The sequence below is a fragment of the Caballeronia sp. KNU42 genome (assembly GCF_053760385.1).
Window position 1 is genome coordinate 822,873 of sequence record NZ_CM132390.1, and the last position, 13,833, is coordinate 836,705.

14 protein-coding genes are annotated in these 13,833 nt (G+C 59.2%); 5 read left to right on the forward strand and 9 right to left on the reverse strand.

What is annotated here, in order from left to right:
* Positions 1–118: 118 nt before the first annotated feature.
* From ppk2 to ACSOSP_RS35025, 9 genes are all read right to left on the reverse strand, one after another.
* Positions 119–1,219 carry a polyphosphate kinase 2 gene (gene ppk2, locus ACSOSP_RS34985; protein WP_455315216.1) on the reverse strand — a complete coding sequence of 367 codons (1,101 nt, stop codon included), beginning with the start codon at positions 1,217–1,219 and terminating at the stop codon, positions 119–121.
* 57 nt (positions 1,220–1,276) lie between these two features.
* The gene (locus ACSOSP_RS34990) at positions 1,277–1,498 is read right to left on the reverse strand and encodes a YdcH family protein (protein WP_455315217.1); all 222 of its coding nucleotides are present in this window, start codon (positions 1,496–1,498) and stop codon (positions 1,277–1,279) included.
* A 243-nt stretch (positions 1,499–1,741) separates the two neighbouring features.
* Entirely contained in the window at positions 1,742–3,043 is a 1,302-nt protein-coding gene (gene gltA, locus ACSOSP_RS34995) for a citrate synthase (protein WP_455315218.1), read from the reverse strand.
* A gap of 102 nt (positions 3,044–3,145) precedes the next feature.
* A complete protein-coding gene (locus tag ACSOSP_RS35000) occupies positions 3,146–3,418 on the reverse strand; it encodes an FAD assembly factor SdhE (RefSeq protein ID WP_031362535.1) in 273 nt (90 codons plus the stop codon).
* Between the two features lie 14 nt (positions 3,419–3,432).
* Positions 3,433–4,137 (reverse strand): succinate dehydrogenase iron-sulfur subunit, encoded by a 705-nt coding sequence (locus ACSOSP_RS35005; protein WP_031362534.1) that lies wholly within the window; start codon positions 4,135–4,137, stop codon positions 3,433–3,435.
* Positions 4,138–4,152: 15 nt separating this feature from the next.
* Positions 4,153–5,931 (reverse strand): succinate dehydrogenase flavoprotein subunit, encoded by a 1,779-nt coding sequence (gene sdhA, locus ACSOSP_RS35010; RefSeq protein WP_455315219.1) that lies wholly within the window; start codon positions 5,929–5,931, stop codon positions 4,153–4,155.
* 3 nt (positions 5,932–5,934) lie between these two features.
* Positions 5,935–6,309, reverse strand: coding sequence for a succinate dehydrogenase, hydrophobic membrane anchor protein (gene sdhD, locus ACSOSP_RS35015; protein WP_089162203.1), 375 nt, complete (start codon positions 6,307–6,309; stop codon positions 5,935–5,937).
* Positions 6,310–6,311: 2 nt separating this feature from the next.
* Positions 6,312–6,722 (reverse strand): succinate dehydrogenase, cytochrome b556 subunit, encoded by a 411-nt coding sequence (sdhC, locus tag ACSOSP_RS35020; protein ID WP_455315220.1) that lies wholly within the window; start codon positions 6,720–6,722, stop codon positions 6,312–6,314.
* A 168-nt stretch (positions 6,723–6,890) separates the two neighbouring features.
* Positions 6,891–7,679 carry a GntR family transcriptional regulator gene (locus tag ACSOSP_RS35025; RefSeq protein ID WP_455315221.1) on the reverse strand — a complete coding sequence of 263 codons (789 nt, stop codon included), beginning with the start codon at positions 7,677–7,679 and terminating at the stop codon, positions 6,891–6,893.
* A gap of 627 nt (positions 7,680–8,306) precedes the next feature.
* On the opposite strand from ACSOSP_RS35025, the gene ACSOSP_RS35030 reads away from it, so the two are divergent.
* The 5 genes from ACSOSP_RS35030 to ACSOSP_RS35050 all read left to right on the forward strand — a co-directional run bounded on the left by ACSOSP_RS35030 (position 8,307) and on the right by ACSOSP_RS35050 (position 13,811).
* Positions 8,307–9,293: a malate dehydrogenase gene (locus ACSOSP_RS35030; RefSeq protein WP_455315222.1), complete on the forward strand. Its 987-nt coding sequence runs from the start codon at positions 8,307–8,309 to the stop codon at positions 9,291–9,293.
* A gap of 172 nt (positions 9,294–9,465) precedes the next feature.
* Positions 9,466–10,461 (forward strand): HpcH/HpaI aldolase/citrate lyase family protein, encoded by a 996-nt coding sequence (locus ACSOSP_RS35035; protein WP_455315223.1) that lies wholly within the window; start codon positions 9,466–9,468, stop codon positions 10,459–10,461.
* A gap of 30 nt (positions 10,462–10,491) precedes the next feature.
* Positions 10,492–11,664: a bifunctional 2-methylcitrate synthase/citrate synthase gene (gene prpC, locus ACSOSP_RS35040; protein WP_455315224.1), complete on the forward strand. Its 1,173-nt coding sequence runs from the start codon at positions 10,492–10,494 to the stop codon at positions 11,662–11,664.
* Positions 11,665–11,803: 139 nt separating this feature from the next.
* Complete coding sequence (locus ACSOSP_RS35045; RefSeq protein WP_455315225.1) at positions 11,804–12,337, forward strand: hypothetical protein; 534 nt, start codon at positions 11,804–11,806, stop codon at positions 12,335–12,337.
* 22 nt (positions 12,338–12,359) lie between these two features.
* Entirely contained in the window at positions 12,360–13,811 is a 1,452-nt protein-coding gene (locus ACSOSP_RS35050) for a bifunctional 2-methylcitrate dehydratase/aconitate hydratase (protein WP_455315226.1), read from the forward strand.
* The last annotated feature ends 22 nt before the right edge of the window (positions 13,812–13,833 follow it).

Sequence of the window (13,833 nt, forward strand, 5' to 3'; positions counted from 1 at the left end):
CTCCCGATGACTGTGTTTGTAAGCGCTTCCTGGCGACTAGCCTCTAGATGCAAAGACGGGTGCGAGTGCTTAACGCACTGGCACCCGTCGACCGTATCAACAATCTCCTCAACACCCGCTAAAAAGCCCGCCCCACGATCAACGGATCGACCGTTCCAATCGCGCGAACATCCCGATTCGCATACGGCAGCTTGTGCAGGATATGGCGCATCGCATTGAGCCGCGCCCGCTTCTTGCAGTCAGAGCGAACCACCGCCCACGGAGAATCTGCCGTATCGGTTTGCGCGAACATCGCTTCCTTGGCGTCCGTGTATTCGTTCCACTTATCCAGCGACGCGAGATCCACCGGACTGAGCTTCCATTGCTTGAGCGGATGAATTTCACGCTCCTTGAAACGCCGGCGCTGTTCTTCCTGGCTCACCGAAAACCAGAACTTGACGACGTGCATGCCGCTTCGAACGAGTTGCCGCTCGAACTCGGGAACCTGCTGCATGAAGTCGTTGTATTCGTGTTCCGAGCAAAACCCCATCACCCGTTCCACGCCAGCCCGGTTGTACCAGGAGCGGTCGAACAGCACGATTTCGCCCGATGTCGGCAAGTGTTGCACGTAACGCTGAAAGTACCATTGGCCGCGCTCGGACTCGGTCGGCTTTTCGAGCGCGACGACACGTGCGCCACGCGGGTTCATATGCTCCATAAAGCGCTTGATAGCGCCACCCTTACCTGTCGCATCCCGTCCCTCGAACAGGATCACCAGACGCTGGCCAGTCTCCCGCACCCACGCCTGCAGCTTCAGCAATTCGACCTGCAACGCATACTTCTGCTTTTCGTACGCGTGACGCGACATCAGGTTCCGATACGGATAACCACCCGCACGCCAGTTACGCGCCAATTCGTCGTCGGGATGACGTGAGGCGCGCGCGTGCCACAGCGCCGGATCGCCTTCCAGCATGACGCTGCGCAAAGCGGTGGTTTCATCGGGGGAGAGGCCGCTCATCAATGTCTTGATGGTGTCCATCAGGGCGCCCGGGTCCTGCGCCGCACCCGTCGACAACACGTGTTGCAGGGTGCTTGAAATTTGCTCATTGGCCGCCTGGACGGCGCGGCCGGTTTCATCAATCTGTGCTGCGCGCGGAGTGCTGGTCTCTAGTACGTCGCCGCGAGCGACGCTGCGCACAGCTGAATGTCGGGTGTCGGATTTATCGTGCTGTGATGTCAAAGTCTGTTCCTTATAACTTCGCGCCCCGCCTCTCAGGTTTTACGGGGCGCTGCCTGCTTAAGCCGGCGTCGCGGCCTTCTTCAAGACAACATAGAGCTTGTCCTTCAAAAGCAGCTTTTCCTTCTTGAGCGTTTCGATAGTTCGGCCGTCCGCGGGTAGCGGCCCACCCTCCATGCTCTTGATCTGATGGTCCAATTCGTTGTGACGTTGAAACAATCGGGCGAAGTGGGCATCTTCAGTCTTGAGCGTGGAAATCAGATCGCGAAATTCTGGAAACATCGGTAGCTCCTCATGCGGTTTGCGGGCAAGCCCGCAGGGTCAGTAAGCCTGGATATCTTGGCATTACTACACAAGTCCGATGTTGATATGGCTCGTGTTTGCGCGAGTTTTGGCTTGGGTGGGTGGGGTTGGGAGCGAGCGTAAAACGGAAACTTGAAGTTCAGGAAACAATCGGGCCCAACAACGCAAAAAGCCCCGGCAAACACCCGCCGGGGCTTCCTTCAAACCACTACTTAATTCAAATTACCGCTTCTCAATCGCCTTCGCTTCGCGCGGCGTCTCACCGATAAACAACTGCCTTGGACGGCCAATCTTTTGTTCCGGATCAGCGATCATTTCGTTCCACTGCGCGATCCAGCCCACCGTCCGAGCCATTGCAAACACGCACGTAAACATGGCCGTCGGAATACCCAACGCGCGCTGCACAATACCCGAATAGAAATCGACATTCGGATACAGCTTACGCGACACAAAGTACTCATCTTCCAGCGCGATCTTTTCAAGCGCCATCGCCAGTTTGAACAACGGGTCATCATGCAGACCGAGTTCTTCAAGCACTTCGTGGCACGTTTCACGCATCAGCTTCGCGCGCGGATCGTAGTTCTTATAAACGCGATGCCCGAAGCCCATCAGCTTCACGCCCGAGTTCTTGTCCTTCACCTGCTTGATGAACTCAGGAATGTTGTCGACAGAGCCGATCTCTTCCAGCATGTTCAACGCAGCTTCGTTCGCGCCACCATGCGCCGGACCCCACAGACAAGCAATCCCCGCAGCAATACAAGCAAACGGATTCGCACCCGACGACCCAGCCAGACGCACGGTCGACGTCGACGCGTTCTGCTCATGGTCCGCATGCAGGATCAAGATACGATCAAGCGCGCGCACCAGCACATCGTTGACCTTGTACTCTTCGCACGGGTTCGAGAACATCATGTGCATGAAGTTCGCGCTGTACGACAGGTCGTTTTTCGGATAAACGAACGGCTGGCCGATCGTGAACTTGTACGCCATCGCCACCAGCGTGGGCAGCTTCGCGATCATGCGAATGGCCGACACTTCACGATGACGCGGATCGTTGATATTCAGCGAGTCGTGATAGAACGCCGACAGCGCGCCGACCGCCGCCACGAGCACCGCCATCGGGTGTGCATCGCGACGGAAACCGCGGTAGAAGAAATGCATCTGCTCGTGAACCATCGTGTGCTTCGTGACGGTTTCAACGAAGTCAGCCTTCTCCTTGACCGTCGGCAGATCGCCATGCAGCAGCGCGTAGCAGGTCTCCATGAAGTCGGCCTTGACCGCGAGTTCCTCGATCGGATACCCGCGATACAGCAACTCGCCCTTATCGCCGTCGATGTAGGTAATTGCGGAATTGCACGCCGCCGTCGACATGAAGCCCGGATCGTACGTGAACTTGCCGGTCTGGCCGTACAGCTTGCGGATGTCGATTACGTCCGGGCCCTGGGTGCCCTTGTAGATCGGCATTTCAACGCTCGGCGAGTTGTCGCTGAACGATAGCGTGGCTTTAACATCTGACGGGGTCATAGCACATCCTCAATCGAAGTATGGAAACAGGTTTTCGATAATTCGCACGACTCTTGCACGACTCTCGTGGGCCGGCTCGGTGGCCTAACTCAGTGTCCTGAATCAGGCAGAGCGCAGCATCTCCAGCACGCGGGTCATATCCGGCGAGGCCAGTTCGCCTTCTGGTTCCTTGCGTGCCAGCAGCAAGTCCATCAGGTCGTTGTCGCTCAGTTCCAGCAGTTGCGTCAGCACACCAACGTCCACGTCACTGAGGTCATGCTCATATCGGCTGAAAAAACGCTCGAAGATCAAATCGTTTTCCAGCAGACCGCGCCGCGCACGCCAGCGAAGGCGCGCGCGACGTAGAGGGTCGGACTGATGCCCGGAGTCATTCATGACACAAGTCCTTCTCAGACAGCGCGACGCACCATCAATTCTTTGATCTTGCCAATAGCCTTCGTAGGATTCAGTCCCTTCGGGCACACATCGACGCAATTCATGATCGTATGGCAACGGAACAAACGGTACGGATCTTCCAGGTTGTCCAGACGTTCACCCGTCGCTTCGTCACGGCTATCCGCAATGAACCGATAAGCTTGCAACAAGCCCGCCGGACCCACGAACTTGTCCGGGTTCCACCAGAAGCTCGGGCACGAAGTCGAGCAGCTCGCACACAGGATGCACTCGTACAGGCCATCGAGTTCGTCGCGCTCTTCAGGCGTTTGCAGACGCTCTTTTTCCGGCGGCGGCGTGTCGTTGATCAGGTACGGCTTGATCGAGTGATACTGGTTGAAGAACTGCGTGAAATCGCAGATCAGGTCACGCACAACGGGCAAGCCCGGAAGCGGACGCAGAACGATCTTCTGCGGCAGGTCGTTCATGTTCTGCAAGCAGGCCAGACCGTTCTTGCCGTTGATGTTCATTGCATCCGAACCGCACACGCCTTCACGGCACGAGCGGCGGAACGACAGCGTTTCGTCGACCGACTTCAGCTTCAGCAGCGCGTCCAGCAACATGCGCTCATGCGAGTCGATCTCGATCTCGTAGGTCTGCATGCGGGGCGCCGCGTCCTTGTCCGGATCGTAGCGGTAGATTTCAAAAGTACGCTTTGCCATTTCGATTCCTTTGCCTTAGAAGGTACGCGCTTTCGGCGGCACCGATTCGACCGTCAGCGGCGTCATGTGCACCGGCTTGTAATCGAGCCTGTCGCCTTCGCTGAACCACAGCGTGTGCTTCATCCAGTTCTCGTCGTCGCGAATTTCGAAGTCGCTTTGCGCATGCGCGCCGCGGCTTTCCTTGCGCGCTTCGGCCGAGACCATGGTGGCACGCGCCACTTCGATCAGGTTCGCCAGTTCCAGCGCTTCGACCTTCGCCGTGTTGAACACCTTCGACTTGTCCTTCAGATGCACATGCTTCACGCGCTCGGACAATTCCTTGACCTTGTCCACCCCTTCCGCCAGCAGCTTCGACGTCCGGAACACGCCGGCATGCGCCTGCATGGTCGAGCGGATGTCGTTCGCGATCGACTGCGTGTATTCACCCGACGACGACCTCTCCAGCACGGCGAGGCGCTCAAGCGCGGCGTCGGCGGCATCGGCCGGCAGCGGCTTGTGTTCCTTCATTTCCGACGCATGCTTGATGATGTGGTTGCCTGCCGCGCGGCCGAACACCACCAAGTCCAGCAACGAGTTCGTGCCCAGGCGGTTCGCGCCGTGCACTGACACGCACGAACATTCGCCGACCGCGTAGAAGCCGTTGACCGGCTCTTCGTAGCCGCCCTTCAGCGTGCCCACGACCTGACCGTGAATGTTCGTAGGAATGCCGCCCATCTGGTAATGGATGGTCGGCACGACCGGGATCGGTTCCTTGATGCAGTCCACATTAGCGAACTTCATCGCGATCTCGCGGATCGACGGAAGCCGTTTCATGATGGTCTCGGCGCCGATATGCGACAGGTCCAGCAAGACGTGGTCCTTGTTCGGACCCACGCCGCGGCCTTCCTTGATTTCCTGGTCCATCGAACGCGATACGAAGTCGCGCGGCGCCAGGTCCTTCAGCGTCGGCGCATAGCGTTCCATGAAGCGCTCGCCGTCCGAGTTCCGCAAGATCCCGCCTTCACCGCGCACGCCTTCGGTAATCAGCACGCCCGCACCTGCGACGCCGGTCGGATGGAATTGCCAGAACTCCATGTCCTGCAAAGCGATGCCCGAACGGGCCGCCATGCCGAGTCCGTCGCCGGTATTGATGAACGCGTTCGTCGATGCCGCGAAGATCCGGCCCGCGCCGCCCGTGGCGAACAACGTGGTCTTGCCTTCGAGAATATGGACGTCGCCCGTTTCCATTTCCATGGCGGTCACGCCGAGCACGTCGCCGTCGGCGTCGCGGATCAGGTCCAGCGCCATCCATTCAACGAAGAAATGCGTCTTGGCTGCGACGTTCTGCTGATACAGCGTGTGCAGCAACGCATGGCCGGTACGGTCGGCGGCGGCACAAGCGCGTTGCACCGGCTTTTCACCGTAGTTCGCCGTATGCCCGCCAAACGGACGCTGATAGATCGTGCCATCCGCGTTACGGTCGAACGGCATGCCCATATGTTCGAGTTCGTAGACAGCGCCGGGCGCTTCACGGCACATGAATTCGATCGCATCCTGGTCGCCGAGCCAGTCGGAGCCCTTGATGGTGTCGTAGAAGTGGTAATGCCAGTTGTCTTCGCTCATGTTGCCGAGCGACGCGCCAATACCGCCTTGCGCTGCGACGGTATGCGAACGCGTCGGGAACACTTTGGACAACACAGCGACCGACAGACCCGCACGAGCGAGTTGCAGCGACGCGCGCATGCCTGAACCACCTGCACCCACGATCACGACGTCGAAACGGCGACGCGGCAGGGACGTTTTAATTGCAGCCATTCTTTACACTCTCCAGAGAATCTGTGCCGCGTAGCCGATACAGCCGACCAGCCAGAGGATCGTCGCCACTTGCAGGAACAGGCGCAAGCCGACCGGCTTCACGTAGTCCATCCAGATGTCCCGGATACCAACCCACGCGTGATAAAAAAGCGAGAGCAAGGCTACGAAGGTGGCGAGCTTCATCCATTGCATGGCGAAGATGGAGGCCCAGCCGTCATATGAAAAATCACGCGCGCCGAAGAACCAGAACAGCAGCACCAGCGTGTAGAGAGCCATCACGACGGCAGTGATGCGTTGCGCCAGCCAGTCGCGCAAACCATAGTGCGCGCCAACTACAAGCCGCTTGGGACCGATTCGATTGTTGTTGTTCGCTGCCATTCTCAGAAGGCTCCGAAGAGTTTAAGCGCAACGACGATTGTCAGCAGAGATGACACCGCGAGCACGACGATGGATGTCTGCTTGCCGCCTTCCTTGCTCACTGCGCGATGGGTATCGAGCAGCAGGAAGCGGATGCCGGCGCAAAAGTGGAACATGAAGGACCACGAAAGCACGAGGACGACGATCTTGACGAGGGGATTGGCGAGAAAGCCCTTGAAGGCGTCGAAGCTGATCTCCGACGTGAGGCTTTGGTCCAGCAGATAGAGCAGAAACGGCAGAGCGATGAACAGCAGCAGACCACTGATGCGATGAAGAATTGAAACCTTTCCCGCTAGTGGCAAGCGGTAGGTTGCTAGCTGAGCGATTCCGATATTCCGGTACTCAGGTCTTGGTTTTTTTGCGGCTTCAGCCATGCTAGACCCCAACTTTGTTATCACACTAGTCCGCGATTTTAGCGCCTTTTTATATCGCGCTGCAGCGAAATGCCGCGCAAGAAGCTATTGCCAATCGCGTGAGAAAGGCTCCAAGGCGCCCCTTGAGGTTCGCCGCGAAGCCGTCCACGTCCCGTTTGAACTTCTGCTTCAACTCAAATCGTTTTGATAGTAATAGCCATTCGTGACATACCACCCGCGCCGCACTTCCACCGGCCGGTCGCCATACGTGTACGACACCCGCTCCACCGACAATAACGGCGACCCGATGGCGACGCCAAGCAATTCGGCGACGGCATCGTCCGCGCCCACCGCCCTGATCTTCTCCGATGCCCGGATCATGCGCGTACCGAACTCCGTTTCGAACATCGCATAAAGCGGGCCTTTGTAATCCGCCAGGCGCTCAGCCGTCAGCCCGCGGAAAACCACGCCGGGCAGCCAGATTTCGTCGAAGACGGTGGTTTCGCCGTCGAATTGCAGCAAGCGTTTGATACACACGACCGGGTCGGCCGGCTTCAGGTCCAGTTGGCGCGCGATCTCGGCGGGTGCGCGCAAACGGCGGCACTCCAGCAATCGGCTCACGTGAGGATGAAGGTCGCCGTCTTCCGGCAGCAAGCGGAGAAAGCGGAACTGTACGTGATTTTCGTTGTGCGTTGCAACAAAGGTGCCCTTGCCCTGACGGCGCACGAGCAGGTTGTCGGCGGCGAGTTCGTCGATGGCTTTGCGCACCGTCCCCTGACTCACCTTGTAGCGGGCGGCCAGTTCGACTTCGCTGGGAATCATTTCGCCGGGTTTCCATTCGCCCGATTCAAGCCCTTGGGTAATCAGCGCCTTGATCTGCTGGTATAGCGGACTGAACGTCGGCGACGAGGCAGGCACGAGCTCCGTCGCACCGGATGCGCCGGAAAGGTTCGTGGTGCTCGCTGGGTTCGAATTCATGCGCGCATTTCATCATAAAGCGTCAAGCCGCGTCTAGCGTTTTCCCGGGTATTCCTATGTCTTATATAAGACATATGATACGGTTGACTTTGACCTGATCGAATCCTACACTCCTTGGCGAGCAAGGGTTTGCGGGATGCTGCACGTGTCATGCGGCGCACCCGGTGCGCCGGCCAGCCTGGCGCCAGTCACCAGAACGCCCCGGATCGCCCTGCCGCTCACCGCTTCAGCCTAACGCTTTCGTGCCCGCTGCCGCTGCCAGTGCCCCGCTCTCGCAACGCCCGCGCCATCGGAAACGCGACGCACGAGGCATGAGTTGTTATGGGCGGCATCGACGTCACAGGCGGCGCTGAACCGGCAGGATCCAGCGCAAATCCCCTGCTCACAGAGCCGGATTCTCAGCACGAGGGTCGGACGGCGATTGCCGGCATGCTACCGGAAAGACAATGACAATCTCGCTTCAGGCGCGTCGCCATTGGATTTTGGGGTCATTCGCAGGGTAACCCGCGGGGCAAACCACAGGGCAACCCGCGCAGTTCGATTCACATGCTTCATCAACGCTTCGCGTAACGCGCCTAAAATGGCGTTTTCCCCTAGCGTTTCACGCACCGTTCAGGAGTGTTCTCAATGGCTAAGTCCGCAAAGCGCGTTGCCGTCACCGGCGCCGCAGGTCAAATCGGTTACTCGTTGCTGTTCCGCATCGCCAATGGCGACCTGCTAGGCAAAGACCAGCCGGTCATCCTTCAGTTGCTCGACCTGCCGCAGGCGCAAGGCGCCGTCAAGGGCGTAGTCATGGAACTGGAAGACTGTGCGTTCCCGCTGCTGGCCGGCGTGGTCGTCACCGACGACCCGAAGGTCGCGTTCAAGGACGCCGACGTCGCGTTGCTGGTCGGCGCCCGTCCCCGTTCGAAGGGCATGGAGCGCAAGGACCTGCTGTCCGCCAACGCTGAAATCTTCACGGTGCAAGGCAAGGCGCTCAACGACGTGGCCAGCCGCGACGTCAAGGTGCTCGTGGTCGGCAACCCGGCCAACACGAACGCGTATATCGCGATGAAGTCGGCGCCGGACCTGCCGAAGAAGAATTTCACCGCCATGCTGCGCCTGGACCACAACCGCGCGCTGTCGCAACTGGCGGCGAAGTCGGGCAAGCCGGTCGCATCGATCGAAAAACTGGCCGTGTGGGGCAATCACTCGCCGACCATGTACCCGGATTTCCGTTTCGCTACCGTCGACGGCGGCTCGCTGACCCAGCTGATCAACGACGACGAATGGAACCGCAACACGTTCATCCCGACGGTTGGCAAGCGCGGCGGAGCGATCATCGAGGCGCGTGGCTTGTCATCGGCCGCGTCCGCTGCCAACGCGGCTATCGACCACGTGCATGACTGGCTGCTCGGCACGAACGGCAAGTGGGTCACCATGGGCGTTCCGTCCGACGGTTCGTACGAAATCCCGGAAGACATCATCTACGGCGTTCCCGTGACGTGCGAAAACGGCGAATACAAGCGTGTTGAAGGCCTGGAAATCGACGCGTTCTCGCGCGAGAAGATGACCGGCACGCTGAACGAATTGCTCGAAGAGCGTGACGGCGTTGCGCATCTGCTGGGCAAGTAAGCGGGTCTGACAGACTTTGCGTTTCATGCGGGCGCCCGGCAGCCAAGGCCGGCGCTCGCTGCTGATTCGAGTGCGTTTGGCGTTTGAAGACATTTGACGTAGTTTGACGCAGCGTCCGAACCCACCCGAATCCGCGGTTTCCACCCTCTTTACAAGCAACCCGACGCCGACGATGCGCGCTCTCACCCCCGCCGAAGTCCTGTTTGAAGGCGACGTTCCACCCGCTGTGATGCCCCCTTGCGATCACTATGCCGGAAGCGAAAAGCTGATCAGGAAATCGCTCGCCCTGCAGGCGCAACTCGGCCCGGTATTCGACGTCACGCTCGATTGCGAGGACGGCGCGCAAGTCGGCCAGGAAGCGTCGCATGCGGAGCTGGTGGCATCGTTTCTCGGCAGTGACGAGGACCGCTTCGGCCGCGTCGGCGTGCGGATTCACGACTTCCAGAACCGCGCCTGGCGCGACGACGTGCGCATCATCCTGCGCGCCGCCAAGAAAGCGCCGGCCTATGTCACGCTGCCCAAGATTCGCAGCGTTTTCGATGCCGCCGAGATGGTCGCGTTCGTCGAAGCGTCGCGGTGCGAGTATGGGATCAAGCAAGCCATCCCGTGTCACCTGCTGATCGAAACGCATGGCGCGCTGGCCGAAGTCTTCGAACTCGCGGCGTTGCCCGGCGTTGAAGCGCTGAGTTTCGGGCTGATGGATTTTGTGTCGGCGCATAACGGCGCGATCCCCGATACCGCCATGCGCTCGCCCGGCCAGTTCGATCATCCGCTCGTGCGGCGCGCGAAGCTCGAGATCGCGGCGGCTTGCCACGCGCATGGCAAGGTGGCATCGCATAACGTCTCAACGGAAGTGCGCGACATGAGCGTGGTCGCGAGCGACGCTCAGCGCGCCCGCAATGAATTTGGCTACACGCGCATGTGGAGCATCCACCCGGATCAGATCCAGCCGATCGTCGATGCCTTCCTGCCCCGCCGCGATGAAATTACAACCGCCACGGACATTCTGCTCGCCGCGCAAGACGCGCATTGGGGACCCACGCGGTATCAGGACACGTTGCACGATCGCGCGAGCTATCGGTATTACTGGTCGGTGCTGCGCCGCGCGAAAGCATCGGCACAGGTGCTGCCCGAAGGCGCAGAGACGCTTTTTTCACTCGACAAATGACGCATTCCACATATCAGGAGACTGGGTCGAATGAGCGATACGTTAGAGAAAGAAGCACCCGCTACCGGCGGCTTCAAACCGAAGAAATCGGTCGCGCTGTCGGGCGTGACGGCGGGCAACACCGCGCTGTGCACGGTCGGCAAGACGGGCAATGATTTGCACTATCGTGGCTATGACATCCTCGATATTGCCGGGACGTCCGAGTTCGAGGAGATCGCGTACCTGCTCGTGCATGGCAAGCTGCCAACGGTCGCTGAACTCAAGACGTACAAAACCAAGCTCAAGGGTTTGCGTGGTCTTCCCGCGAACCTGAAAGCCGCGCTGGAATGGATTCCCGCGTCCGCCCACCCGATGGACGTGATGCGCACGGGCGTCTCCGTACTCGGCACCCTGTTGCCCGAGAAGGAAGACCACAACATCTCCGGCGCCAAGGATATTGCCGACCGCCTGATGGCCTCGCTCGGCTCGATCCTGCTGTACTGGTACCACTATTCGCATAACGGCCGGCGTATTGAAACCGAGACCGATGACGACTCCATCGGCGGGCATTTCCTGCATTTGCTGCATGGCACGCCGCCGTCGAAGTCGTGGGTCGATGCGATGCATGCATCGCTGATTCTCTACGCCGAGCACGAATTCAATGCATCGACGTTCACCTGCCGCGTGATCGCGGGCACGGGCTCGGACATGTATTCGGCCATTACGGGCGGCATTGGCGCGTTGCGCGGCCCGAAGCACGGCGGCGCGAACGAAGCCGCATTCGACATTCAATCACGCTATCAAACGCCGGACGAAGCCGAAGCCGATATCCGCCGTCGCGTGGAAGCGAAGGAAGTCGTGATCGGCTTCGGTCATCCGGTGTACACGATCTCCGATCCGCGCAACAAGGTGATCAAGGAAATCGCGAAGAAACTCGCGAAGGAAGCCGGTGACACCAAGCTCTACGAGATCGCCGAGCGCCTGGAAACAACCATGTGGGACGCGAAGAAAATGTTCCCGAACCTGGACTGGTTCAGCGCGGTGTCGTATCACGCGATGGGCGTGCCGACCGCCATGTTCACGCCGCTGTTCGTGATCTCGCGGACCTCGGGCTGGAGCGCTCACATCATTGAACAACGTATCGATAACAAGATCATCCGGCCGAGCGCAAATTACACCGGTCCCGAAAATCTGAAGTTCCAATCTATAAATAAGCGAAAATAGCGCGCTGCGTGCGCCGGATGGCCAAATCGGCGTGCGTGCTTTCGCAAAACGGGTCAATGCAGGCGGTCATTTCATCCCCGAACTGGCGCTGCAAACGCCCCGATTGAACACTTAAACGAATTTTGAAAGGCTGTCATTGATGAATAAACTCCTGATCGCTAGCGTTGTCGGCGCCCTGTCCCTCTCGGGCATCCTCTCCACCACGAGCGCGCTGGCTGCAGATGCAACGACCACGACGACCACCAAAACCACCACGGCCAAGAAAGCAGTGGCAAAACGCCCGGCGCCTGCGCGCCGCCTGATCAAGCGCAAACCCGCAGCAGAAGCCAAGGCGGCAGCCAAAGTGGACCCGATCCCGGAAGGCTCGACGAAATGGTCCTGCGCTGAAGGCACAGCTTTCTACCTGAAAGGCGACATGAAGCGTGACCAGGTCGTCACCGTGAACTGGGCGAAGAAGGACTATCAATTGCCGCGTGAAAACACCACGACCGGCGCGGACCGCTTCCATGACGCAGCAACGGGCATGGACCTGGTCGTAATCCCGACTAAAGCCATGTTGTTCTCGGACAGCGACTCTTCGCGCCTCGCCGACGACTGCAAGACCGCTGACATGGCAGCAGCGGGCACGCCGGCACCGACGCAATCCAACGAACTGATCAAGAACGTCAAGTAAGTTTTTGCCCGAGGTTTTTTCGATGTCCGCACCGATTTCCAACGTCCGGCCCGAGCCGGATAGAGTACTAGTCGATATCGTCGACTATGTCCTCGACTTTCAGGTAGACAGCACGCTCGCGCTCGACACGGCGCGCAACTGCCTGATCGATACTCTCGGCTGCGGACTCGAAGCACTGACCTATCCCGCCTGCACCAAGCTGATGGGACCCATTGTGCCCGGCACGATAGTCCCCAACGGCGCCAAGGTGCCCGGCACCTCTTTCCAGCTCGACCCGGTTCAGGCTGCGTTCAACATTGGCGCGATGATCCGCTGGCTCGACTTCAACGACACGTGGCTGGCTGCCGAATGGGGCCATCCGTCGGACAATCTCGGTGGCATTCTGGCAACGGCCGACTGGCTCTCGCGTAACGCGGTGGCTACGGGCAAGAAGCCGCTGTCGATGAAAGACGTCTTGATCGCGATGATCAAGGCGCACGAAATTCAAGGCTGTATCGCGCTGGAAAACTCGTTCAACAAGGTTGGACTGGACCACGTTTTGCTCGTGAAACTGGCATCCACGGCGGTGGTCGGTCAGATGATCGGCCTGACGCGCGACGAGTTGATCAATGCTGTTTCGTTGGCCTTCGTCGATGGTCATTCGCTGCGCACGTATCGGCATGCGCCGAATACCGGTTCGCGCAAATCGTGGGCCGCCGGCGACGCCACCTCGCGCGCCGTGCGTCTCGCATTGATCGCGAAGACCGGCGAGATGGGCTATCCGTCCGTTCTGACCGCTAAAACATGGGGCTTTTACGACGTGCTCTTCAAGGGCAACGAGTTCAAGTTCCAGCGCCCGTACGGTTCGTACGTGATGGAGAACGTGCTGTTCAAGATCTCGTTCCCGGCTGAATTCCACTCGCAAACCGCGGTGGAAGCGGCGATGACCTTGCACGCCAAGCTTGCGGAAACCGGCAAGAAGGTCGAAGACATCAAGAAGATCACGATCCGCACGCACGAAGCGGCGATTCGCATCATCGATAAAAAAGGTCCGCTCGATAACCCCGCCGATCGCGACCACTGCATTCAATACATGATCGCCGTGCCGCTGATTTATGGCCGCCTGAGCGCGTCCGATTACGAAGATTCAGTTGCGAAGGATCCGCGCATCGACACGTTGCGCGCGAAGATGGAATGCGTGGAAGACCCGCAATTCACGAAGGATTATCACGATCCGGAGCAGCGTTCGATCGCCAATGCGCTGACGGTCGAGTTCAATGACGGCTCCAAGTTCGATGAGGTGATCGTCGAATATCCGATCGGACACAAGCGCCGTCGCAAAGACGGCATCCCCCTTCTGGTCGAGAAGTTCAGGACCAACCTGGCACGGCGTTTCCCAGCCAGGCAGCAAGAGGCGATCCTCGCGGTATCGCTGGATCAGGCAACGCTCGAAGCAATGCCGGTCAATGAATATGTTGATTTGTACGTGATTTAGTCAGGATTCTTCACCCGTTTTT